General features: G+C 51.3%; 22 protein-coding genes. 5 read left to right on the top strand and 17 right to left on the bottom strand.

Features of this window, described 5'->3' with window-relative positions:
* The first annotated feature begins 317 nt into the window (after positions 1-317).
* Positions 318-1,130, top strand: a complete 813-nt coding sequence (locus ACJJIK_RS08740) for a right-handed parallel beta-helix repeat-containing protein (protein ID WP_444944782.1) — start codon at positions 318-320, stop codon at positions 1,128-1,130.
* 69 nt (positions 1,131-1,199) lie between these two features.
* On the opposite strand, the gene ACJJIK_RS08745 is transcribed toward ACJJIK_RS08740, so the two are convergent.
* The 7 genes from ACJJIK_RS08745 to ACJJIK_RS08775 all read right to left on the bottom strand — a co-directional run bounded on the left by ACJJIK_RS08745 (position 1,200) and on the right by ACJJIK_RS08775 (position 8,920).
* Positions 1,200-1,544 (bottom strand): YnfA family protein, encoded by a 345-nt coding sequence (locus tag ACJJIK_RS08745; RefSeq protein WP_444944783.1) that lies wholly within the window; start codon positions 1,542-1,544, stop codon positions 1,200-1,202.
* A 14-nt stretch (positions 1,545-1,558) separates the two neighbouring features.
* Complete coding sequence (locus ACJJIK_RS08750; protein ID WP_444931885.1) at positions 1,559-2,113, bottom strand: hypothetical protein; 555 nt, start codon at positions 2,111-2,113, stop codon at positions 1,559-1,561.
* A 260-nt stretch (positions 2,114-2,373) separates the two neighbouring features.
* Positions 2,374-3,030, bottom strand: a complete 657-nt coding sequence (locus ACJJIK_RS08755; protein ID WP_444931886.1) for a glutathione S-transferase family protein — start codon at positions 3,028-3,030, stop codon at positions 2,374-2,376.
* 732 nt (positions 3,031-3,762) lie between these two features.
* Complete coding sequence (locus tag ACJJIK_RS08760; RefSeq protein WP_444931887.1) at positions 3,763-5,484, bottom strand: dipeptidyl-peptidase 3 family protein; 1,722 nt, start codon at positions 5,482-5,484, stop codon at positions 3,763-3,765.
* 66 nt (positions 5,485-5,550) lie between these two features.
* The gene (locus ACJJIK_RS08765) at positions 5,551-7,368 is read right to left on the bottom strand and encodes an ABCB family ABC transporter ATP-binding protein/permease (protein ID WP_444944784.1); all 1,818 of its coding nucleotides are present in this window, start codon (positions 7,366-7,368) and stop codon (positions 5,551-5,553) included.
* A 209-nt stretch (positions 7,369-7,577) separates the two neighbouring features.
* Positions 7,578-8,489 carry an alpha/beta hydrolase gene (locus tag ACJJIK_RS08770; RefSeq protein ID WP_444931889.1) on the bottom strand — a complete coding sequence of 304 codons (912 nt, stop codon included), beginning with the start codon at positions 8,487-8,489 and terminating at the stop codon, positions 7,578-7,580.
* Positions 8,490-8,500: 11 nt separating this feature from the next.
* Positions 8,501-8,920, bottom strand: coding sequence for an isochorismatase (locus ACJJIK_RS08775; protein WP_444944785.1), 420 nt, complete (start codon positions 8,918-8,920; stop codon positions 8,501-8,503).
* 69 nt (positions 8,921-8,989) lie between these two features.
* Between ACJJIK_RS08775 and ACJJIK_RS08780 the strand changes: the two genes are divergently transcribed.
* Complete coding sequence (locus ACJJIK_RS08780; protein ID WP_444931891.1) at positions 8,990-9,877, top strand: LysR family transcriptional regulator; 888 nt, start codon at positions 8,990-8,992, stop codon at positions 9,875-9,877.
* 366 nt (positions 9,878-10,243) lie between these two features.
* On the opposite strand, the gene ACJJIK_RS08785 is transcribed toward ACJJIK_RS08780, so the two are convergent.
* The 4 genes from ACJJIK_RS08785 to ACJJIK_RS08800 form a co-directional block, all read right to left on the bottom strand.
* The gene (locus tag ACJJIK_RS08785; RefSeq protein ID WP_444931892.1) at positions 10,244-10,597 is read right to left on the bottom strand and encodes a hypothetical protein; all 354 of its coding nucleotides are present in this window, start codon (positions 10,595-10,597) and stop codon (positions 10,244-10,246) included.
* Between the two features lie 367 nt (positions 10,598-10,964).
* The gene (locus tag ACJJIK_RS08790; protein WP_444931893.1) at positions 10,965-11,576 is read right to left on the bottom strand and encodes a CoA pyrophosphatase; all 612 of its coding nucleotides are present in this window, start codon (positions 11,574-11,576) and stop codon (positions 10,965-10,967) included.
* A 134-nt stretch (positions 11,577-11,710) separates the two neighbouring features.
* Complete coding sequence (locus ACJJIK_RS08795) at positions 11,711-14,884, bottom strand: efflux RND transporter permease subunit (protein WP_444944786.1); 3,174 nt, start codon at positions 14,882-14,884, stop codon at positions 11,711-11,713.
* A gap of 12 nt (positions 14,885-14,896) precedes the next feature.
* On the bottom strand, positions 14,897-16,219 hold the full coding sequence (locus ACJJIK_RS08800) for an efflux RND transporter periplasmic adaptor subunit (RefSeq protein ID WP_444944787.1): 1,323 nt from the start codon (positions 16,217-16,219) through the stop codon (positions 14,897-14,899).
* Between the two features lie 69 nt (positions 16,220-16,288).
* Between ACJJIK_RS08800 and ACJJIK_RS08805 the strand changes: the two genes are divergently transcribed.
* Both ACJJIK_RS08805 and ACJJIK_RS08810 read left to right on the top strand, forming a co-directional pair.
* A complete protein-coding gene (locus ACJJIK_RS08805; protein WP_444931896.1) occupies positions 16,289-16,828 on the top strand; it encodes an NUDIX hydrolase in 540 nt (179 codons plus the stop codon).
* Between the two features lie 45 nt (positions 16,829-16,873).
* Positions 16,874-17,413: a DUF4124 domain-containing protein gene (locus ACJJIK_RS08810; RefSeq protein WP_444931897.1), complete on the top strand. Its 540-nt coding sequence runs from the start codon at positions 16,874-16,876 to the stop codon at positions 17,411-17,413.
* A 21-nt stretch (positions 17,414-17,434) separates the two neighbouring features.
* Here ACJJIK_RS08810 and ACJJIK_RS08815 read toward each other — a convergent pair whose 3' ends face one another.
* The 5 genes from ACJJIK_RS08815 to nhaA all read right to left on the bottom strand — a co-directional run bounded on the left by ACJJIK_RS08815 (position 17,435) and on the right by nhaA (position 22,046).
* Positions 17,435-17,758: an NGG1p interacting factor NIF3 gene (locus ACJJIK_RS08815; protein WP_444931898.1), complete on the bottom strand. Its 324-nt coding sequence runs from the start codon at positions 17,756-17,758 to the stop codon at positions 17,435-17,437.
* A gap of 69 nt (positions 17,759-17,827) precedes the next feature.
* On the bottom strand, positions 17,828-18,682 hold the full coding sequence (trxA, locus tag ACJJIK_RS08820) for a thioredoxin (protein WP_444944788.1): 855 nt from the start codon (positions 18,680-18,682) through the stop codon (positions 17,828-17,830).
* 45 nt (positions 18,683-18,727) lie between these two features.
* On the bottom strand, positions 18,728-19,108 hold the full coding sequence (locus ACJJIK_RS08825; RefSeq protein ID WP_444944789.1) for an MmcQ/YjbR family DNA-binding protein: 381 nt from the start codon (positions 19,106-19,108) through the stop codon (positions 18,728-18,730).
* A gap of 2 nt (positions 19,109-19,110) precedes the next feature.
* Positions 19,111-20,487 carry a hypothetical protein gene (locus ACJJIK_RS08830; RefSeq protein ID WP_444944790.1) on the bottom strand — a complete coding sequence of 459 codons (1,377 nt, stop codon included), beginning with the start codon at positions 20,485-20,487 and terminating at the stop codon, positions 19,111-19,113.
* Between the two features lie 107 nt (positions 20,488-20,594).
* Positions 20,595-22,046 carry a Na+/H+ antiporter NhaA gene (nhaA, locus tag ACJJIK_RS08835; protein WP_444931902.1) on the bottom strand — a complete coding sequence of 484 codons (1,452 nt, stop codon included), beginning with the start codon at positions 22,044-22,046 and terminating at the stop codon, positions 20,595-20,597.
* A 279-nt stretch (positions 22,047-22,325) separates the two neighbouring features.
* Between nhaA and ACJJIK_RS08840 the strand changes: the two genes are divergently transcribed.
* A complete protein-coding gene (locus ACJJIK_RS08840) occupies positions 22,326-23,105 on the top strand; it encodes a TlyA family RNA methyltransferase (protein WP_444944791.1) in 780 nt (259 codons plus the stop codon).
* 64 nt (positions 23,106-23,169) lie between these two features.
* Here ACJJIK_RS08840 and ACJJIK_RS08845 read toward each other — a convergent pair whose 3' ends face one another.
* Complete coding sequence (locus ACJJIK_RS08845; RefSeq protein WP_444931904.1) at positions 23,170-24,861, bottom strand: DUF885 domain-containing protein; 1,692 nt, start codon at positions 24,859-24,861, stop codon at positions 23,170-23,172.
* Positions 24,862-25,000: the final 139 nt, after the last annotated feature.

The following is a 25,000-nucleotide window of genomic DNA, read 5'->3' on the forward strand; positions in this document are numbered from 1 at the left end:
ACCTTATCCAATCAGTTTGGTAGAAAGCCATCCATGATTGAGCCGCACTTAAATTCCCTAGTGTCAACACCCACACGCGTAAACTTTAACCCTGCAAAGATCCAAATTTACAACGCCTCCTGAGTATTATTCCGGGGAGCCGCCCCAACAATAGGAAGATAGTGCAGAAAATCTAAGAAGAAAGTTTCTCAAAGCCCGAAACAAATAAGCCTACGGAAAACATAGGAAAAAATTCCTATTGCGAACGGCAAAATAGAGACCACACTTCGAAATATTTGCATAGGCCAGCCAACCACTAAACACGGCGGGACGCACCAATGAAAAAAGCATTGCATATTAAATCGATACTGATGGCCACAACAGGCTGCGGCTTGGTCGGTTTTGCCAGTATCGTCTCAGCGGTAAGCTGCGGAGATACTATCACGACTGCCGAGGTGCTGGATGCCGACATCATAAATTGCGCAGCCTCCCCGGCCATTACCGTCACCGGGCCAACCGGCAGTCTTGACCTGAATGGATTTACGCTTTCCTGTGATGGATCAGCTATTGGAATCTTATTGGATGGATCTTTCGCGGGATTAAGTAATAGCCAACCATCCAGTGGAACTATCAGAGCTTGTGACACCGCCGGCATATCCGTTGAGGGCACGGGTTTCCACACTATAGTGGGGGTCACCACATCAGAGAATGGTACTCTAGGCGTGTCCGTTAGCAGTGATAATAATTTTTTCAACAGCTCCAGCCATACCGACAACCAAGACACCGGCATCTATATTAGCGGAGATGAGAATAGCTTTTTTTCAGTCGATGCGAGCGGTAATCTAGCTGCTGGAATTGCCATTTTTGGAGACTACACCCGTATCTCCCAAAGTATCGCGCGCAACAATGACTTCGCAGGAATAATTCTTATAGATGCAAATTACACCAGTGTTATACAAAATACAGCCTCAAGCAACGGAGAATACGGTATTTTAGTAGATGATACCGGGCCCGTAGGAAATATTATTCTTGGAAATCAAGCTCAATCCAATATTATACGCGACATGTTTGATGACAGCTCATCCCCATGTGTAGGAACTACCTGGTTTGCAAACGACTTCAACACCTCTAATGAGTCCTGCATCGAATAGACCGGTATCGAGTATAGGGCCCATCACTAGTCTTCTGGGCCCTTTTGTAAAAATCTTGCCTGCAAAACCCTAGGCGATTCTCTGCTCTGGAGCAAACATAATAATGGCCATCCCCAGCATCGCCACTCCCGCACCGCTCAGGTCCCAAACGGTAGGTTTAACGCCATTGACCAGCCACAGCCAGATAATTGAGGAGAAGATATAAATCCCACCATAAGCGGCATATACCCGCCCCGCCGGGGCCGGGTGCAATGTCAGCAACCCGGCGAATATGGCCAAGCTAATAGCGCCCGGCAGCAGCAACCAGATACTTTTATCCTGCTTTAACCACAGGTAGACCATATAGCAGCCGACTATTTCAGCCAGCGCCGTGAGCAGGAACAACGCGATTGTTTTTATTTCAAATGGCAGCATAAAAAATTATATGCTCAACTGCTTGCAGGGCATACATTTTCAAGGCGCATCGTAAATGCACGCTTCATATAGGAGAATTGCTCAATCTTCTGCATATGGCCGCCGAGGGAATTTCTTGCGCGGGAAAAACGCTGTTTCTCCGCTTTACTCATCCCTTCATAGTAAAGATACAGGCTTTGCATTGGCGCCATAGCGGCCTTCTCTGCCCGATAAAAAACATCGTCAGACATTGCCAGATCGACCTTATCCCGAATAGAGCCATCCGGCATAATTTGCACTGACACACTGGGAACATAGTTTGCGATCGGCCCCTCCAGGTTAAGGATAGAGGATTTTTCCTCACTGAGCTTTTTTGCGATATAAACCTTTAACTTATTGCTGCGAACCTCTAACTTCACAAACGGTTTAACCTCGTTAAACTTCTCTTTGTCCGCCTCAAAGAGTTTTACCAGAGCCTCAAGCATCACCAAACTCTGGGTATTGATAAAGCGCTCATACTCTTCCAAATAACATGAGGCTTGCGCACCACTACTCAACAGAAAAAATAAACTAAAGAATAATCTTTTCATTGACCTAACTATTATCCTGAATATTTGCCAATTTTCTCGCCTTACACGCACTGGCGCTTCGCTTAACCCTGCACAGTTTAGACCTCATTGAGATTATCTTCGGCCGACAATTGCGCTTGAAACTTTATCTTTATAAAAAATACGCAGCCTGCGTCTTTTCCTCGATGATTTGCGCCAGAGATATTCAGAAAACAAATCGGGGCTAGACTGTCCGATAGCGGTTGACGGCTTCCGGCACATAAAAGTAAAGAAACTGCACTCTAGTGATAATCGGGCAATAGTACCGGGGGTAAGCGGGAGGCCTCCAACATCCACTCTTTGATACTCGCGCGCGCCAACAGTCTCTCTATCCATTGTCGGGTCTGTGGCCAGGGCTGCAAATGGGGGCTGTGGGAATAGATTCTGATCACCGTTGGTACAAAAGCCAAATCCGCCAGGGAGAGGTCCCCCATCAGGTAGGGGCCACCATTTTGCTCAAGCTCGCCCTCCCAAGCGGCAAACAGGCGCTCCGCGTCCATCTCCTCTTCTGGAGTCATTGAGCGCTTATCCGGGTAAAACGCACTCTCAAAAGACAGGCGCGGGCACAACCCAGACAAACCCGAGTGCTGCCAACTGAGCAGGGCTCTGGATCTGGCCCGCAACAACGGTTCTCTGGGTAAAAGTTCAGCGGAGCCAATATCATTGGCGTACTCCATAATCGCCAGGGAGTCAAAGATAATGGTATCCCCGTCTTGTAAAATAGGCACAGTTCTCGCGGGGGATAATTCACCAATACGCTGTAAGTTCTGCACCCGCTGTGGCTGGCGAATATCCACAACCACTTCATCAAACTCAATTTCCTGCTCACGCAGGGCCAACCAAGCTCTAAAGGCCCAGGTGGAAGCGTTTTTAGTACCCGAGTGCAAAACACGAGACATAGTCAATCCATTGTTATTGAAATTTTATTGACAAGCTATTTCAAGCGCGCCGAAATCATTACGTTATAACAACATCGCAAACCACATTAAAGGACCAACCGGAAAGTCAGTGATTATTTTTGATCAACTTCACATCCCCTGAAACAGACTCTTCATAATTAAACGATATGCAGCCTGCTTTTTAAATTGTTGCTGATCGCCCCTACAAATCAAGCAGTTCAAAACAGCAAGCGCCAACTATTTAGTGGAAATTAACCGAATCAAAATAGCGAAACCAAAATCACTGCAAAAATATTAATCAACCAGCCTAGAGAGACGGGTAGCTATTGCAAACAGGCAGCCCTCTCTGAAAAAGCCGTTAGAAACCCAATATTCGTACCACTACAATCGGTATCGAGTGTATCGTTCAAATTATAAGGAGCACCACCCAAAGAGGCATTTCAGCTAACAATATTGCCATTTAAATTTTTCAGAATAATAACAGCACCCTATTCACTTTAAAGCAAGCTCGCTTAACCGAGGTGCGGGGCATTTATTCCCCCTCTAGCTTGGACAGGATTAGCTATTCCGCAATAAGAAAAAATACCCAGAGGGGCTCGCATTATTAATGCGAAGGGATTAGCTGAAAAAGAATCCGTAACAACAGTGACTAACACGGCAAAACTAATTATAAACCCGACATAAAAAAACCCGGCCATGGCCGGGTTTTTTACTAATTAAAGCGCTAGAGAATTACTTTATACCCAACACTTCTTTACCCTGAATAAAGGTAACATCAACCGGGATGCTGGCCTCAGCCAAACGATCCAGGTCAGCCTGTAATTCAGGGCCAATAACGCCTTTGGTTTCCAGCAGGGACTTGGCCTTGTTGTAATCGCCATCCCCTTGGATGGTAATAATCAGACGGGACAGGTTGGTCATCGCCTGCTGCATCTTATCAAAGTCAACGCTGTATTGACCGGTCTTGGTATCGCGAGTGAATGCGCCCTGCTCCTTGAAGTAGTTAAAGCGCATCATATTGGCTTTACCGTGGGCGCTGGCGGCACCAAAGCGCACACTGCGGAAAATACCGGCCAGGAAGGTCACGTAGTTATCCATCAGCTGGCCTTCTTCCAGCTCGCCTTTTTCATGCAGGCGGGTGACCATGTACAAACCGAGGATATCGGCCTTGCCCTCTTCCAGTGCAGAAGAGGTTTCCTTCAGGGCCTGACGCACGTTGTTTCCCCCCTCTAGCGTCTTTTTAATACCCAGGCCATGGGCCACTTCGTGGAACATGGTATTGGCAAAGAACGCCGGGAAAGTGATGTTCTTGCGCTGATCTTCAGCGATCAATACATCGCTGATCGGCACCAGGATCTTGTCAAACTTGGCCTGCATGGCATTTTTAAGCTGAAGGCGACGGGTGCCCTTGGCCAGCTGTACCTCCTCATCATTGGGGAGGTTAATCGCAATGGTCTTGGAGCCCGCATTGCTGTGGCCCGCATAGAAGAGCACATCGTAGGCGTTCAGGTCTGAGTCGGTACCGGGCTCTTCAGACTTGTATTTCTCTTCAACCGGCAAGCCCTTTTGCAGCTCGGGCAACAGGGCGGCAAACTTGGCCAGCTTTTTACTCCACTCCTTGTCTTTCAATAGAACATAGGACTCGTAAGCGGTACGGTAGGCGAACAGTTGGTCCTCGTAATTTTCAATAGGACCAATGACCACGTCGATATCATTCTCCTTCATATCCATCCAGGCCATATCGCTGGGGCGGAAATTATCGGAGAGCAGGGCGTCGGCACGCATGGTGAGATACTGGGCAAATTCTTTGCTCTCGGCCAAGCCTGCGGCCTGGCGCAGAATGCTTGCGGCCTTATTGAGGTCTGTATTATAAGCTTGGCTGTATGGAATCAGCTCCAATTTGCCGGCGCTATTGCGACGCACCAGGGAGTAGAGGCCGTCTTTGCCCGCTTGATCCCAGCTTTCAAACTCTTCGCGAGTCATATCTGCCGGGTAGAAATTGGCGCCGAGGGGCTTGTCGCTATAACCGGTAATAAACGGTTTATTATCGTCCAGGCGATCCCAGGGGCCGTAATTGATTTCGGCAAACTTGCGCGCGCGGTTATCTTCAATATCGGGCAGTAAATCCTCTGCCGGACCATAGGACTGCAACCAGAAGAGGCGGTCCATAATCTGACTGGCATCGATTAACAAACCGATCATTTTGCGCTGGTTTTCGGTCAGATCACCCAGGTCTGCGGTGAGCTCAACCGGTACATAGATATCAAAACGCTTATCCGCATCCTCTACCTTTTGGCCTTCGGGTACAGGTACTGTCTTGGATTCGACAATCTGGGCCTCAGCCTCCGCCTTGGCAACCTCATCGCTCTGCTGCTCTTTTTTGGAACAAGCGCCAACAAGGGCCAGTGCCAACACTGCTGCCGCTATCTTGGTGGCCTGAAAGGGAATGGTCATATCGCTCTGCCTATCAATTTTTTGTATCGGCGCCACATTAGTCTGGCTGCGGGGATTTATCAACCGTTAGGATGCGGGTAGCTCTGCCGTTTGCGCCTCAGTTCCACGTTCCTGTTGTTGTATACGCCACAGGGCTGCGTAGTATCCGCCAGCGCGTATCAATTCACTATGGGCACCCTGCTCGACAACCTCCCCCTGGTCGAGAACTAGAATCCGGTCCGCATCGACAATCGTGGAGAGGCGATGTGCAATCACCAGTGTGGTCTGCTCCCGTGCAATCTCCTGTAGAGAGGTCACTATGCCCTGCTCCGAGTGGCTGTCCAGAGATGAGGTGGCCTCATCAAAAATCATAATTGGAGGCTTTTTAAGTAAGGCCCGCGCAATAGCTACCCGCTGCTTTTCACCGCCGGACAATTTGAGCCCGCGCTCGCCCACCAGGGTATCGGCCCCCTCCGGCAGCTGTTGGATAAAATTTGCCAACTGGGCGTGCCTAATCGCCTCATCCACTTCCCCATCGGAGGCGTCCACGCGACCATAGCGCACATTTTCCCGGATCGACTGGTTAAACAACACCGCATCCTGGGGTACTACGCCAACCGCTCTGCGCAACGACTCCTGGGAAACGCTGCGAATATCCTGCCCATCAATAGAAATTGAGCCGCTATTAACGTCATAGAAACGAAACAGCAGCTTAAACAGGGTGGACTTGCCCGCGCCGCTGGCACCGACAATTGCGATCTTTTGACGCGGTTCCACAGCAAAGCTAATCCCTTTGAGTATTTCCCGGTTGCCCTTGTAGCCAAACTGGACACGGTCAAACTCAATGCGCCCTTCCTCCATCGCCAGAGAGGGAGCCTGGGGCAGGTCTTCAACGGCGGGCTTTATCTTCAGCAGCGAGAACATTTTTTCGATATTTGCCAGGGCCCCTTTCATCTCCCGGTAGACAAAACCGAGGAAATTCAGCGGTATAAAGATCTGCATCATAAAGGCGTTCACCAGCACAAAATCGCCGATGGTCATAGTTCCCTGGCTGACACCGACGGCAGCGAGCACCATTGCCGCACACATGGCGCTGGCAATAATCAGGGCCTGACCGATATTGAGGCCAAATAGGGACAATCTATTCTTGCGCCGCGCCGTTTCCCAGCTGGCCAGCTCCCGGTCATAGTGACTGGATTCGTGTCGCTCATTGGCAAAATACTTGACGGTTTCATAGTTGAGCAGGCTATCGACAGAGCGACTACTGGCCTGGGATTCGGCCTCGTTCAGCTCCCTGACAAAGCGCGTGCGCCACTCCGTAGCCACGATAGAAAAGCCGATATAAACAATAACCGCAAGCAATACGAGTAGCGCGAATAATCCGCTGTAGTTCCACCAGAGCAGCCCCGCCACCATGGCAATTTCCACCAGGGTGGGGACGATATTGAACACCATAAAGCGCATCAGGAATCCAATACCGCTGTTGCCCCGCTCAATATCCCGGGAGAGACCGCCGGTACGGCGATTCAGGTGGAAGTCCAAATCCAGCTTGTGCAAATGCTGGAACACTTCCAGGCCGATCCTGCGCTGGGCTCGCTCGGTCACACGGCCAAAAATGGTATCGCGCAACTCTCCAAACAGGGTGCTGGAAAAGCGGACGGCCCCATAGGCCAAAAGCAGCCCCAAAGGCACTGCCACCGCCTGAGCGATTCCCCCGGCGCTGTCCAGATCATCGACGATATGTTTGAGTAAAAATGGCAGGGTAACACCGGCAACCTTGGCGCCGATCAGGCAAAGAATCGCCAAAACCACCGCGCGGCGAAATTCTAACAGGTAGGGAAAAAGGGTTTTCAGGGCACCCCAGTGCACTTCATCCAGCGCAACCGTGGACTTGGGTCTCGGCATAATCTATCCAGGCGGAGAAACTAAACGCTTATTATAATTCGCCAATAGAAGTTATATAAACGCCGGCCTCTTAAGCACCATGCTAAAACACCCTATCACCCCTGCGGGCAGGTCATCACACTGAGCCTGTTGTCGATGCCAGTGTTTTAGTCATCAAACAACAAAAGCGTCAGTGTGGACCTATCGGGATAAAAAATAACAAGCCGCCGCTAGGCTTGCATATGCTCAAGCATATAAGTCAAAACTTCATCGCTGTCATCTACCAGCCTTTCTATCAGGTCGAGGTGATCCCGATTATTCGCCAGCCTGAAATGACAGGGCTTATCCATTTTCAGCATTTTCTCTTGATACTCTTTGGTCTGCCGAAAGAATTCAGGAGTATCAAATTCTGGCACAATTAAATGGAGGGGACACGCCGTTGTATCAACACCAGACTCCAATAGCTGGGGACTGACTTTTTCAGCGGACTCCATCGACATATTAATGGCATCATTGACAAAACTATTCACCAGTGGGCGAATATCAAAGAGCCCGGCGAGGGAAAACACCCCTTTCAACTTGCTCTGTGCCGATGCAGATACGCCAAATTGACTCCAGTCAGTCTGGTGCAATAGTGCAGCCAACTGGCCGCCTGCCGAGTGTCCGAGCAGATATACCGACGGGGCCTCTTTTGCCTCAGCCTCTTTCAGTACACTCGCCACCGCCCACTGCATCTGTGTGACAATAGACTCCATTGGGGTGTCGTTTTCCCAGTCTGGAGCCATACGGTAGCCCGGCATATAGACCGCAAAACCCTTTTTGTTAAAAGGTTCAGCCAGAAAAGAAAACTGCTCTTTCGAAAACCACTGCCACCAGCCCCCGTGGATATATATTACGATCGGGGCATTTTCCGAGACGTCATTCGGCCTGAAAACATCCATCGAGCCGGATAAGTCACCCTCGCCAAAACTGGCCGTATGCAAGCCCGCCTTAACCGCTTTGCGATAAGCCTCGCTGCGACTCCCAGTAAATTCAGCGTGAGACGGCAACAAAAGATCCGTCGGCAGGCGCCGCGTCCACAGTGTAGGGTTATATTGTTGGTCAGTTTTCTCGCGGTTAAAGCTATACCAAAACTCGTTCACAGCTAGTGTCCTTACTTGTCGTTCGGGTTGACTGCTTCGAATTGATCATCACGTAATAGCATAGTACCGTCCTCCTGTAGGACCCACAGCTCACGGGTGATCACACCTTGTGCATGATTCATTTTCCACTGGCTCGACAGCACGGTGGAGATTTCATCCACAACCTCAATTTTTGCGCCAATATAGGTCACATCGGCGAAACCTTGATCGATCAGATTTTGCCAGAACGTCTGTATACTCTCGCGACCTTCAAATACACCAAACGGTTTAGCGGTCATCTGGGCCTGCGCTTCATACATGGATGCGCACCCGGCGGCATTGCCACTGTTGAAGTAAAACTTCCACTGTTCACTGGCAGCTTTTGTTTTTTCAATCAAGATATCGCTCACTTCAAAATCCTCTTCTGCTATAGGTAACGACCTTATGCCCATAGATTGCACCATGGCACCGGTTGTGATAAATACCCATTGGTTAATATTAGTGTTTAGGAAAATTGAACGATGAAACCGAGCCTGGAAGATATGCAGGTATTCCTAGCGGTGGTAGAGGCCCGTAGTTTCACCCTGGCAGCAGACCGCCTGGAGCGCACCAAGTCGGCAGTCAGTCAAACCATTACCCGATTGGAGTCAGATATTGGCACGCGCTTGCTTTACCGCAGCACCCGCTCCCTATCTCTCACCGAGGCAGGTGCGGAGTTTTATGCCCACTGCCGGGAAATTAAAGATATTTATAACTCAGCACTGGCAAGCCTCAGGCATAACAGCGATAAATTGGCGGGCTCATTATCTGTAACGGCTCCCCACGCACTGTGTGAACCGCTGATTGTCCCAGCAATTATCAAACTGGCCGAACAGCACCCACAATTGAAAGTCAGGCTATTGGCCAATGATTCCCCCATGGATCTGATTGAGTCCCAGGTAGACCTGGCCATTCGCGTGGGCAACCTTGAGCTGCAATCGGCTAAAGTCTCAAAGCTCGGATTGCTGGAGGAAAGCCTCTATGCAAGCCCACAGCTGATTGAAAAACAGTGCGGTATTCCCCCGGACCTCTCCGAACTGCAAAACTGGCCACATATTGCCAATGACTGGCAGGGTACGCCGCTAAAATATGAGTTAGGCAACGAGGTTTTAATAAGAGCTACGCCCAAAGTGCGCTGTAACTCCCTACACGACATAGTACAGTTGGTTGAGGCCGGCATAGGCATTGCCCGGCTACCGGATATCATTACCCGGAAAATGGTCGGCAAAGGCACCCTTTGTCCGATAACCCCTATCGCCGCAGCCCCCATTCACTATATGCATCTATTTTCCCAAAGGCCGCCGGCAAAGGTGCAAACCTTTATCAAGGCGATTAAGGCCCAGTTACAGGCTTTTAGCGCGCAAAAATAATCAATAAGCCTCTGTAAATCTTGCAGAGGCGCCTTGATTCCAGGCTGATGCCAGTGGTGATATGGCATCAAATGATAATACTGGGCGATTCCGCGCAAAGAAGAGGAATAGGGAAAAGGTGCATTAATGGAGAGCGGCTAAAACTGTACCGAAGTCACTCTTTGGCAAAATTAATTTTAACTGGGGAGCCCAAATGACCCACACAGCAGGAGCCAGTCGCTTTTAGGGGCTGAACGCAGATTTCAGCCCCGACATGCACCCTACCTTGCCAAACTTTAGGTAGCGGTTTACCCGCTTGCAAAGTGGAAAACACTACAGTCTTTTTCAGCTATTTTTAGTGGAAAAAATAGCAATATTCACTGGCGATCAGTTGCAGCGAAAATACTGGAAGGTGGAGTCTTGGGTATAGCGTACCAATACATCTCCACCAGAAGCCAGGGAGTAAACTTCCTCTGACTTCCAGACCTCTCCCTCACCCTGCATATTGAACACCAGGTGAAGATTGTTATCACTCTGGCTGGCGGCCATTAACTGGCCTGACGACTCTTTAAATTGAACTCGGTCACTCGCCAAAATCATAGAAGCTGCCGGCGCAGCGTTGTTACAGGATTCCTGAGTCACCGCCCATTGACCCTGATACTTCGGCGGTACTGTGGACACTGCACAAGCCTGGACTAATCCCATTCCCAACAACACACAGAAAAAAGATAGAGCTCTCATTTAAGTAATCCAATACGAATACAATAGGGAGGTTAAGAATATAAGAACCTTTCTATATAAGCAGGACTTACCCCACAAATAAATCCTGCCATCATTTAAAATCGTGAAATAGTCACCAAACAACAAAAGCTTTTGGCGACCACCGGGCACGGAGAAGTATTCTATTCCCCCGTTAAAAAAACCCAAACGATTAACACAGAAAAGCCGGTGATATCCCGGCTTTTGGAGCAGTTTACCCTCGATATTAAAAAGGTTTAAAAGACGGGGAGCACCCTGCGAGGCTACGCGTTAATTACAAACCCCGACAAAACAGAAATATTAAGGAGGGAATACTTAATAAATAAAACTCAACTTATATAAATTAAAACTAATTTAATGCACGCAGCGGCACATCATCGCGACGCCCAATAGAGGCACCTAATATTCTCACCAGGAATTCAGTTAAGACGCCTGCGGTAAAGCCCCAAATTTCATAATTTTCATACAGATAAGCCGGCAGATAAATCGCCTGATTATCAATAATAATCCGATCAGTGCGAATGCGTGGGTCCGCAAGAAAAAATGACAGGGGGACTCGAAATACCGCATCCAGTTCCCCGGGATTGGGGGACAACTGCATATCCGGTGAGATTATTCCCACCCAGGGAGTAACATGTACCTGCCAGCGCGTAGTGCGTGGCCACAGGGGGCCGAGAATACGCACATCATCCATAGGCAGATTGACCTCTTCTTCGGCTTCGCGCAGGGCGGTGTATTGAAGCGAGGGGTCAGTGGCATCCCAGCGTCCTCCGGGGAGGGAGACCTCGCCAGAGTGCGTGGAGAGATTAGCAGAGCGCTTGGTGAGAATTACCTGGGGGTCGGGCTCCTCGGTCAAGGCAATCAATACCGCTGCATGCCCCTGTAGATCGGGGCCAACCGGCACCCTCGCCTGCAAGTCTTCTATTTGTTCTATGATCTTGTGTTCAATAATTTCTAGCATAAATCCGTGCCCTGCCCCGATCACTGCGGGGACCCCTTAACTTTTATCATACCGATTTTCAGTGCTGACACTGAGTGATATGCCACAATCTCCATTTGTGCTCTGCCACCTTACTATCCAATCTGCGAGCTGGGTCAGGAGGTTTCAGCCCTACCCTTCGCAGCCTCTTCCGGTTCATTTTTGGGGGTATAGCCCCCTTTGAGCTTTTCCCGTACCGTTTGCACCAGAGCGTAATACACCGGCACCAGCAAAGTGGCGAATATACTCGCAGCCAACATGCCACCGAAGACCACCAGGCCGAGAGAGACCCGACTCACCGCCCCGGCGCCAGTGGCGACCAGCAGCGGTATTACCCCCAAAATAAACGACATCGCCGTCATCAGAACCGCGCGGAAGCGCAGGCGGGTCGCCGATAGGGCCGCAGCCGCTATCGATTTGCCCTTGTCGCGCTCCACACAGGCAAACTCTACGATCAGTATCGCACTTTTTGCCGCCATACCAATCAGCAGTACCAGACCAATCTGTGTATAGAGGTTATTGATGGACCCGGCAATAAATACCGTAAACATTGCACCGCCAATCGCAATGGGAACACACAGCATTACCGCAAAGGGAATAGTCCAGCTCTCATACTGGGCCACCAAAAACAAGTAGACAAATACAATGGCCAAAGAGAACAGGATTGGGGCCAGATTACCCGCCGTCACCTCCTGCAAGCTGATACCAGTCCACTCATACCCGTAGCCCTCTGGCAGATCTGACGCCAAGTCCTCCATCGCGTCCATCGCCTGGCCGCTGGAATAACCCAGTGCCGGTGATCCATTAATCGTCACACTGTTATACAGGTTGTAGCGGGTTATGGTTTGCGGGGCGACCACCGGGGTAATGGTTGAGACAGCGGTCAGCGGTACCAGGCCGCCACTATTGGCGCGGACGTAAAACCCCGACAGGTTTTCCTCGTTGTCGCGAAACTGTGCATCTGCCTGGGCGATAACCCGAAATACCTTTCCATACAGATTAAAGTCATTGATGTAGTAGCCACCCAGAAAGGTTTGCAGGGTTAAATAGACATCCGGAAGCGGCACCCCCAACACATGTGATTTCTCTTTATCCACCTCTAATTCCAGTTGCGGTGTAGCCGCCTGAAAGCTGGTAAAGGCCTGAGCGATTTCGCTGCGCTGGTTGGCGTTGCCCAACAGGTCAAATAAAACCTGGGACAACTCAACCGTACTGCGCCCCTGTAAATCCTCAAGTACATATTCAAAACCACCGACGGTACCGATCCCCGGAAGCGGTGGAATCACAAACGACATAACCTGTGCATTGGGAATCGCGAATAATTTTTTCTGTACCCGCTCCATAATGGCAAACTGGCTATCTGCTTTACTCGTGCGCTCATCCCAGGGTTTGAGCACGGCAAACATCATCGCCGTATTGGAGGAGACACTGCTGGTAAGTAAGTTGTAACCGGGCACACCTACCACGTGGGCCATACCCGGTTCCTCCCGCAGAATATCGGTTACCTGGTTTACGACCGGACCGGTTCTCTCCAGGGAGGAGCCATCTGGCAGCTGCACGTGCAGCATAAACGTGCCCTGATCTTCATCGGGAATAAAACCGGAGGGGATTCGGCTGAAGAGTAAAAAACACAGCAATAAAATCACAATAATTGAGGCAACACCGACAATTGGTATTTTAATGCAAGCCCTGACGAGCCCGACGTAAAAGCCCGTGGCAATATGTAGGGACTTATTAAAGAAAGCAAAAATACCGCTTTCCTTAATTCCCGCCACCTCGCCATCTTTGCCGGGTCTCAATAAGCTGGCACACAAAGCCGGACTCAAGGTGAGTGCATTTAGGGAGGAAATAGCTACCGCCATAGAAATAGTGATCGCAAATTGCTGATACATTTTTCCGGTAATGCCCGGCATCAACATCACCGGTACAAAAACGGCAAATAACACCAGAGTGGTGGCAATCACCGGGCCGGTGACTTCACGCATTGATTCCAGCGCCGCCTCTCTGGCCGAGAGACCCTCCGCCATTAAGCGCTGAGTGTTTTCCACCACAATAATCGCATCGTCCACCACTATGCCGATCGCCAGAATCAGGGCAAATAGCGTAATCGTATTGATCGTCATTCCGAATGCCAGCATTAGGGCAAAGGTGCCAATCAGGGATACCGGAATCGCAATAGCCGGTACCAGTGTGGAACGCCAATCCTGCAAAAACAGGAAAACCACGAGAATCACCAGTACCAGGGCTACGATCAGGGTTTCCACCACCTCTTTTATGGAGGATTCAACAAATAGGGTGGTGTCGTAGAGAATTTCCGCTTTTAAGCCTGCGGGAAAACGCTGGGATAACTCCGCAACCTTGGCCTTAATCCCCTCGGCTACCTCGATCGCATTGGCTTCTGGCAACTGGTACACCCCGATCACTGCGGAAGCCTGATTATCCAACTGCCCATAGGAAGAGTAGGATTCACTGCCCAACTCCACCCGCGCCACATCCTTGACTTTTACCATGGCGCCATCGGCTTTGGCGCGGATGGTGATATCCTCAAACTCACCGGGAGAGGCCAGGCGCCCCTGCACCAGAATATTGTATTGGAACTGCTGATCTTTACGGATCGGTGGTGCCCCAATTTGGCCGGCGGCAACCTGCACATTCTGCGCCTCTACAGCGGCAATCACATCCTGGGCGGTGACATCCAGCGAGGCCATACGATTGGGGTCGAGCCAGAGGCGCATGGCGTAATTGCGCGAGCCAAAAATAACAACATTGCTCACCCCCGCTACCCGCGCCAATTCATCCTTTAAATAAATTTCGGCGTAATTTGCCAGAAACAATTCATCAAATTTTTCTTCCGGGGAAAATACATTCACCACCAACAGCAGCGTGGTACTCTGCTTGGAAACCACCACACCATCCCGGGTAACATCCTCAGGCAATTGCGGCGTGGCCTGCTCCACCCGGTTTTGCACGTTCACCTGGGCAATATCGTCGTCGTAGCCGGGCTTAAACGTCACAGTCAGACTGTAGGAGCCATCGTTGCCACTGGTGGAGGACATGTAGTCCATCCCCTCCACACCATTAACTTGCGACTCAATCGGTACCGCCACACTATCGCGCACTACCTCAGCGCTGGCACCGGCATAGGTGGCGGTGACATTGATGGTCGCGGGAGTGATTTCGGGGAACTGCGCCACCGGTAATTGCGGCAGAGAGAGTATGCCCGCGAGGGTAATCAGTATGGAAATAACAAAGGCGAAGCGCGGCCGCCGAATGCAAAAGGCACTGATCATGGGTAGCGACAGCTATTTGTAGTCATCGTCGCTCTCCCCAGGTGCAGGGTTTGCCGGGGCTGCCCCCTTATCGGCTGCCGGCAGGCCTCCCTCGCCGGGCATATTTGTAGAGTCAGGTTTTGCCCTGGGAGCGGCTTCGGGCTCGGCCGGCGGGGCCGGTGGCGCAGTAACCTTGTAAGGGTCTCTCGGTGTGTTTTGCGGGGTAACCGGCTTTCCAGCCACAACTCTCTGCAATCCATTGACGATTACAGACTCACCGACGGCGAGCCCTCGGTCTACAGCCCACAGCTCCCCTTCCCTCTGCCCCAGCGTCAGGTAGCGCTTCTCAGCAATATAATTGTTACCCAGGACAAAGACGTAACGCCCCTGCATATCCTCCATAACCGCCGACTGGGGCACCAGGGGCCTCAGGGCATCACTGCCGGTGTAGACCCGGATCGACACCCGGGCAAACTGTCCCTGTACTAACAATTGAGCGGGGTTGGGGAACAGGGTGCGCACCGCAACCGACCCGGTATTGGGGTCGATCTGGTTATCGATAAATACGATCTCACCCCGGTACGGATAGTCATTGCCGTCGGGCAGTTCAATACGCACATCCAGGCGTGTTGGGCTCAAGCCCTCCCGCTGCCGCCGCAGGGAATCCACTTGCACCGCATAGAGCTGTTCCTCTGGCACCTCGAACAACACATAGATGGGGTCCATTTTTACAATCGTGGCCAGGGGCTCGGAATTTGGCCCCACCAGAGAGCCCACGGTAAAGTCGGTGCGCCCAATCCGCCCGCTGAGTGGCGCGTAGACTTTAGTGTAGGAAAGGTCCAGCTCGGCGCTTTGTACTTTGGCGCGGTTGGCATCTACCTGGGATTCCGCTTCTTCGAACTTCCCTTGCAGCTCATCCATCTGTACCTGGCTGATCGCCCCGGTCTCCACCAGGCGGCGGCCGCGGTGAAAGTTGCGCTCGGCCACTCTCAGGGAGGCTTGGGATTGCTCCAGGGTGGCGCGTTGATTGGCCAGCTCCGCCGCAAACGGGCGCGCATCAATCTCAAACAGTAACTGCCCCTGCTGGACAGTTTCCCCCTCTTTAAAATTGCGGCTCTGGATATACCCTTGTACTCGCGGGCGAACTTGATACTCATCGGTAGCCTCAACCCGACCGACAAATTCATAGCGGGGAATCACCGGCTCCTCTCTGACAACCAGTACTTCTACTGGTGGTGGAGGCCGCACCTTTTGCTCACTACCTTTACCACCACAGGCACCGAGGGCGAAGAGCGCTAACCCGAACAGTAAGAAACGCGCCATCACAGGGTAGACACCGCCTTTGTACTTCAACATCATTAACAACTATAGGCGTCAACCGGTCGGGAAGCTGGCGCTCCAACTTTGCATGGGTATACTGACGCCATGAAATTTTGCAGCCAATGCGGCAGTAGCGCCGTCACACTTTCCATCCCCAAGGGTGATGACCGCCCCCGCCATACCTGTGGCCGCTGCGGCGCCATTTACTATATCAACCCCCGGGTGATTGTCGGGGCCGTGCCCTATATCGGCGATAAGGTGATGCTGTGCAAGCGCGCCATACAACCGCGCCTGGGGCTTTGGACCCTGCCCGCCGGGTTTATGGAAAATGGCGAGACCAGTGAAGAGGGGGCCCTGCGGGAATCCTGGGAGGAAGCCCGGGCCAGTATTCGCGTCGATGAGCTCTACTCTATCTACGATATCCCCCATATCAATCAGGTCTATATCATGTACCGGGGCGAGCTCACCGATATGAATTTCGGGCCCGGACCGGAATCCCTTGAAGTTGAGCTATTTCGCGAGGATGAAATTCCCTGGGGAGAGATCGCTTTCCCCATTATGCAGCGCACTTTGGAGCACTATTTCGAGGATACCCGCACCGGCCAGTATCAACTGCACCGCGGAGTAATTAATCGCAAGCTGTAAGCCAATTTTAATTAATCACTGACCCTGCATTAAAAGGACGTTTGCATGAAATACTTTCCAATGCTCGGTGCCTTAATACTGGTAGGCATTGTGCTGCCGATGATTTTACCGGGCCCGGATGGTAAACCGATAATGTCACCCTCCGACTGGTTGCCACCAGCAGCAGATATTTCAGCGATTCACGCAAGCGGCGCACAGGCCCTGCAAAGCGTGCGGCAAACCACCCGGGAGTCAGCCACCCAAATTGAGGCGCTGACAACTTCCAGCGAGCTTATGCCCCAGGGGGATGCAAGCAAACAAACTTCAGAAGTTTTTACCTGGAAAGACAGGGATGGCAACTGGCACTTCTCCGATACGGTGCCGGAGGGACTGGCTTCACACGTGCGCATTCACCGTGTCAAACCCCTAAACAGCGTCAGCGCCAACGATCCCTTCAGCTTAAAACCCGGTTCGAGCGAACGGGGCAGCAGCAACTCAGAAAGGGCGATGCCCAGCCATCACTCCAACCTTTCAGAATTAATGGAAGATGCACGAACGATTGAGCAAAAAAGCCGCGAGCGGCAAAAGGTGCTCGACAATCTCTAAGAAGTACGGCAAAGAATAGTATCAGCCGGCAGCGCAGCGCTCATCCAGTCGCCAGAGGTCAAATGCCGGCTCTTCATAGGGGTGCGCTGTCCGCAGTGCATCGAGGGCGGCATCCACCCGCTCATCGGCACAGACCATCTCCACCCGATACTCCGCAACCGTCTCTACCTGGCCCGATGCACCAATAAATGGCTGACTCCCCTCCAGCGGCCTGAATTGCCCAGTGCCCAATACCTGCCAGCAACAGCTGTCATAATCACCGATGCGACCGGCACCCGCCGCAAAAAGCGCCTGCTTTACCGCGTCCAGATGGGTCTCGGGAATATAAACACAGAGTTTATACATCAATAGCCCTCCTCTACTCCCGCAAAAAACAAAGAGGCCCCAAGGGCCCCTTTACTTGCCGATGCCAACTTAAAACATCATGGTCATCAGTTTGCGCTGATACTGGGTGGCGATAGGATCGCCAGCACCCAGGCTCTTTACAATATCCAGGAAAGTCTGTTTGGCTGCGCCATCGGCAAAACCCATATCTTTACGCAAAATATCCAGCAATAATTGCAGGGCTTCTTCATGGCGATTGGCCTGGCTGTACTGCACCGCCAACTGATAAGCCGCATCGCTATCTGCGGGATTCTCTTGCAGAGCTTTTTGCAGCGCCTGGATTTCTGGCGTCTCCGCTGCCTGCTGTTTGAGTTCCAACTGAGCCATCAGCTGTTGGTATTCCGCGTCCTGATCCGCCAGCAGAATTTTACTGAGCACAGTCTCCGCTTCCTGAGCCCGGTTTTGATCGAGCAAAATAGCAGCCAGTTGTTTGGCGATATCGATGCGTTCAGACGATTCGCTATAGGCTTGTCGCAGTAGCGGCAGGGACTCGGCGACTTTGCCTTCATCAATTAGCGCCTGCGCCTGCTGTAACTTTATATCCCAGGGTTTCGGCAGGTACTTATCCAGCATCTCGCGAATTTGCGACTCCGGCTGTACCCCGGCAAAGCCATCTACCGGCTGCCCTTCTTTTAAAACCATCACGGTAGGTAAGCTGCGCACCCCCAGCTGGCCCGCCAGCATTTGCTCAGTATCCGCATTGACCTTGGCCAATAAAAACTGACCGTTATACTCGTTGGCCAGTTTTTCCAGTACCGGCATCAGCTGCTTGCAGGGTTCACACCAATCGGCCCAAAAGTCCACTACAACCGGGCGCTGCATAGACTCTTCAATCAGCATTTGCTGGGCATTTTCTGCCGTTACATCAACAATAAATTCGCTCACATCTTCTCCTAGATTAAATCTGGATGTCTCTATTCTTCGGCACCGCTAGCGGTAGAGTACCTCTGCACCATAGGCCAGTTCCAGGGACTCCCGCTCAACCTTGCTAAGGCCCTTAACCACCAAACCATACGAGCGATCTACCATGCGCTCAATCTCATAGTCGGGCACTGTGCCATCCAACAACACGGTATTCCAGTGTTTCTTGTTCATATGGTAACCCGGGATAACACCGGAAAAGATATCCCTTAAAGCCTGGGCTTCATCTGGATCGCACTTGAGATTACTGGCATCCACGCCCCGGTAACAGCTTAAAGTAGCAAACATGCGTCTTTTTACCTTAAACACTGCCACATCCGCAGCAAAGGGAAAATCCTCAATAGCTTCCGGCCGCGCGAGCAGATACTTTCTCAAAGCGTCTTTTTGCATAGCTACCAATCCAGGGATGAAGGCAGGCGCGGGGAGGACAATAGGCGGGTGAAGCGCTGCCAGCGCTCAGCATTATCTTGGCTGTCCCGCTCCACGTAGTCGGCAACCAGTTTCTTACCCCAATTGTAATTAATGACATAGGCGCCATAGGCATCGACAAAATCTTTGCGCTGCGCCGCCTTAGCAGGGCTCATCAGGGTATATTTTTCAAAGAGCGCCGGCACCTGTGCCGCGTCAATCTCACCATCGATATATTGGCGGGCAATTTCATTGCCGGCAAAACCCAACTTATCCACCAGGGTCATTACCTGTTCATATTTTTCTGCCGTCTGAGGGTCCAGACCTGCCAGCGGATAGAGAACCGCCTGCTCAAAACGGGTTTTCTCCTCACCGGGGAACGCCAATTCAATCCCGTAGTTTGCACTCCCCTCCGCAATCAGTGATTGGGGGCTAAACAGTGGATAAACGCTGTACTCCGCCCAGCCCCGCTCCTGTACCAGCGCTTGCTCCAGCAGGGCGTTATAGGTGTGATGCCCCGGGTATCCCTCGTGACAGCCCAGATCAATAGCTCGATCGATCGTAATCGGCAAACCGCTGTTTACCTGTATCAGGCTGTGAGCACCGCCCTTGTACCAGTTGTAACCACTCCACGGCTTGTCACTGACATACTCCAGCACAAAGTTCTCATCCTCTGGCAGAGAAATATACTGCTTGGTGCGCGCGCGGCACTCTTTTATCGCGGCATCGAAGACAGCCTGGAGCCGGTTGGCGGGAATCTCATAAGCTTGGCGGAAACTGGCTACCCTCTCTCCCAAGGGCTGCTCCCCCGGCAACAGCGCTTCCAACGCCTGTAGCATTGGCTCAAAGCTTTGCAGATCCCGCTGTGGAGGCTCCGTGTCATAGAGTGCCCGCGCCTCCCTGGCAAAATTTCTCGGACTCTCTCCCGCCAGACTGTGGGCGTGAAATACCAGAGCCAACAACTGGGTCTTCAGATAGTGCATGCGCAGGTTGTCTATCGCCCCGTCGCCACCCACCACTGCCGGCAGCTCAGCCAGTAAGGACTCACCGCGCCGGGCAATATCCGCCGCGCTCGCCGTACTCTCGGCGGCAATTTTGCGCAATTGTGCCGGTCCATAATAGGCATCGACATAGCCGCTGTCGTGGTTCCCCAGTTCGAGTACAAGAAGGACATAAGCTTGGGCCAGACTATCCATCGCATTATCTCCACTAGCGGATTTGGGCTCGGTTGTGGCCGATTGATCAACGGCATCCAGTGCGTTCACGGCTTTCTGACTCGCCGCAGTTTGGCCCTCACAGGCCCCGAGTAGCAGGGAAATGGCCAGCACGGGTAGCACCTGTGCCAATGTTTTCAAATACATGGTTTTTATTTCTCTCACCTACATTAATCAGAGGAGTGGCGGGATATGACAGGGAGCAGACCCCGGCAGGGCGGCGGAGCCAAGTGGTACAAAAACACCAAAACAGCTCAACCCTGACGGCTGGGCTGCTGTTCACTATCTTCCCCATCCCTGGGGCTATCGCTCTCCCCGTGAGGGTCAAACTCATCCGCCACCGGCGCTTTACGCAATACCAAAAACCCCGCCACCCCGGCAATAACCGATGCCAACAGGATACCGGCTTTCGCCTGGATCAGCAGTTCATACTCGGAGTTAAAGGCCAGCTCGGCAATAAAGATCGACATAGTGAAGCCAATCCCGCCGAGGAGTGCCACACCGACAATATGTTGGAAGTTGGCCGACTTGGGCAGCTTGCCCCAACCCAGCTTCCAACCGATCCAGGTCGCCCCGACGATACCCACCAACTTGCCGACAACCAAACCGGCTATCACCCCGAGGGTGACCGGATTTATGATTGCGGAGGAGCTGGTAAAACTGTCAAACGGAATACCCGCATTGGCGAGGGCAAAAATGGGAATCACCAAAAAACCCACCGGCGTATGCAGGCGGGTTTCCATCCGCTGCAACGGCGACTGCGCCAGGTTGACACCTTTGCCCAGGGCCATCACACGGGCGCGCAGCGCATCGTTGGCAATAATCTTGTCTCCCGGGCGGAAGCAGCGGTCAAAGCTGCGGATAATATCCTTCACAAAGGTACTGAAGGCCACCGGATCATATTTGGGTCTGGCCGGCAGTGCCATTGCCGTAATCACCCCGGCTATCGTCGCGTGAACACCCGCCAGATAGAGCTCATACCAGAGCAGTACACCGACAAACACATAGGCTGGAGAGCGGCGAACCCCCGCTGCTTTGAGCAGCCACATAATGCCGACCAGGCAACCGGCCGCGATCAGCGCAATGATATTTACCTGTTCGGTATACCAGATCGCAATCACCAGGATTGCGCCCAAATCATCGACAATCGCTAACGCCACCAGAAAAGTGACTACCGCGCGAGGCACTCGATTCCCCAAAAGGGCGATACAGCCGACCGCAAATGCAATATCCGTGGCCATGGGAATCCCCCAGCCGTGCTCTGCTCCGCCCCCCGCGTTGAAAGAGGCATAAATCAGTGCAGGCACCACCATACCGCCGATGGCCGCCATTACCGGCAGAACTGCCTGGCGTAAATCGGACAGCTCCCCCACCATAAATTCACGCTTTAATTCCAACCCCACCAGAAAGAAAAAGATTGCCATCAGGCCGTCATTGATCCAGTGGTGTACGGAAAGAGAAAACTCCCAGTTACCGGCACTGAGACTAATGGGCATATGCAACAGGTGCTTGTACGCCTCCTGCAAGGGGGAGTTGGCAATAATTAACGCTGCCAGCGCAGATAGCATCAGCAAAATACCACTGCTGCTTTGGCGGTGGATAAATTCTTCAAAGGGGGTCACCAGACGCCCAAACGCGCCCTCAAGTGGCGCCTCAAAGACTTTTCCCTTGCGAATTTTGAATCTATCCAGAACGCTTTTTGCCATCAGCCGACACTCTCCTAACTAAGGAGCCCCTGAACAATTTCACAATACCTCTATAAGCCTTACCGCTCAGCGCAAGTGCACAGCCCTCTGCCAGTTCTGAATACAGCAGCCGCGCTTCGAAGCCCTCTCTGCGGGGGCTTCAGGGGCATCCCGGAATTGTTCCGAAGCTTCTTAAAGATTAGTCCCACAATTTGTGGAACCGCACTTCTACCGATTGGAGCCAGAGGTTAGCATGGGCACTGTATTCTTAACCATATGAACAGGATTGCAGCGCAAAACATGACCCGATTGGATCAACTGCTTGTACAGAAAAAACTGGCAAACTCCCGTACCCATGCCAAAAAACTGATTGATGCCGGAAGAGTCATGGTATCCGATGGCGGCGCCCTCCAGCCCGCACGCAAGGCTGGGCAGAGTATTCCGGAAGATTGCGCCCTGGAAGTCACCCCCCTGCCGGAAGACCAGTATGTCTCCCGAGCCGGCCTAAAGCTGGCCGCAATCCTCGACCAAACAGGACTAAATCCCTCCGGCTGGCACGCACTGGATGTGGGTTGCTCCACCGGCGGATTTAGTGACTGCCTGCTGCAGCGCGGAGCCGCATCGGTAGTGGGAGTGGACGTCGGGCGAGACCAGTTGGCGCAGAAGTTACTGGACGATCCCCGGATGCACCTTTTTGAAGGGGTTAATGCGCGCCATCTGGAGGCCACGCAAATTGCCCCACACGGAGATGCCGGTTTCGATGCTATCGTTATGGATGTCTCGTTTATTTCCCAAGCGCTCATTCTGCCGCAGTTACCCGCCTTGCTTAAACCTTCGGGGCAGCTCTTGAGCCTGGTTAAACCGCAATTTGAAGTCGGCCCGGAAGGCATCGGCAAGGGCGGTCTGGTGCGAGATGCCAAATACTATCCAGAGGTGCGCGCGCGCATTACTGCGCTATGCGAAGATCTGGGGCTTGAAGTAAAAGAGTATATTGACAGCCCAATCAAAGGCGGCGATGGCAATCGGGAGTTTTTACTCTGGGCAAGCCCCGCTAAAGAGCTACTAAGCAGCAAACACTAAGAAAAATAACCAGATGAGAGGCCCTTAACAAAGGCCTCTCAAACTGCAAATAACTCCATAGCAGCTATTGCGAATCGCTGAACTGCTCAGACAGAAGAGTGAGAGGAATTACACCATTTTGTAAAACCTTCCCGTGAAACGCTTTGAGATCAAAGTTTGTTTCACTCTGCTCTCTCTGACGCAACTGAAGAAGTCGCTCAAAGCCTAAGTAATATGAGCTTGTTTGAGCAGGGGTATAAAGAAAACGTCCTATTTCCAGAGAGACATCTCGGTCTGTCACCCCTGTGACATTAGAGAGGTATTCTTCGGCTTCTGCTACAGTCCATCCTTTTACATTAATTCCAGTATCGACTACTACTCGGGCCGCTCTGAGTGCCTCTAATTGCAATCGACCTAAATTACCATACCGATTATTATCATACCAGCCCTGCTCAAAAGCTAAGCGTTCTGCATACAAACCCCACCCTTCTTGAAATCCTGCAATATCGGTAACACTACGAAAAAGAGGGAGGTCTAAATTACCTGTCAGTGAAAACTGGGTATGATGACCAGGCGCTCCTTCATGATAAACAACTCCTGGAAGCTCTAACAAGTTGGTATCCTCAGAAGTATCTACTGTAAAATGAGCACTTGCATTTCTATTAGCAGGGAAATACGACCAACCATAACCTTCCACAAAACTCACTGGAGAATACTGAATATCAGGAAACAAGTTGACACTTTTCTCAACGGCCTCATCCAAAAGAACTTTAAATACCGCAATAACATCTTCCTTAGCCACCTGAGGCGCATCGCTACGAGCCATAGCATATAGCGTAGACAAATCATAAGAAGTGTCATAACCGAGTAACTCAAACTCAGAATACATTTCTTTATGAATTTTTTTTAAGGCGCTCACACCAATCTGATGTGCCTCAAAGGCATTTTGCGGAATACTGACATACCGGCTCAACAAATCATTATAGTATTCACTACCCCCTGGATATTGAGCAAACCCAGGATTATCAGGAGCCTGATCCAGCAGCGCCAAAAGTTTAGTAGAAACCACCGCTCGCGCAAATGCCACCTGATTTTCCAAACTATATTTGCACCGCAGCAACCATTCCTTGCGCTGATCATCTGAAACTTCCATCCCATTTATTCCAGCCTCCAAAAGCAGGTAAGCCAAATCTTGCTCAGGATTTTCACCCCAGTATTGAAGTAAGTCTGCCACCCCCAAAATTAATTCCTTATCATCAACCACACCCAATCTTTCCCTAAAAGAAATCCAGCTCGAGATTGAAAAATAATAAGAAGACAGATAATCCACCTGAGCCAGGTAATTTTCAACATCAGAAGAATTGTCAAGAGGCAAATAATAAAATATGTTTGTTACACTAAAAGCTGTATATGCATTAACCGTGAACTGCAAATGACTTTCAATCGCGATATAACTCTTTAAAACCCAGCGATAATAATCATAATCCAGCTTCTGAGCCTCACTCAATGCACGCCTATCAAATAACTTTAATTTATTCAAAGCATCTTCATACATGGAAAGTGTTTTAAGCTTATACGGCAATGAAATCGGGGTAATCCCCGGTGCGGAAAGCCCCACCTCATCATGCACCTGACGAATCAAAACCCACCACGGATCTCGCCTAAGCAATTCAGCATATGAGTCCTGTACAAAGACATCAAAACTTGAATCATTTGCATTAACCGGAAAGCTAACAACAAAACATAAAATAACCAAGACACATCTCAAGCTTTTCATAGAATCACCTTTAGCTATTCATTTCACACAAATAAAACAACAACACTTATTAAGCGTCAAAAAACTACCCCCCTTCCCAAGCCGGTTTCAACCAGCTCACACTCCCTAACACCAACCAAACCCAAGAGCCACTCACTAG

The organism is Microbulbifer regidiadema (SeqCode), from assembly GCF_052466995.1.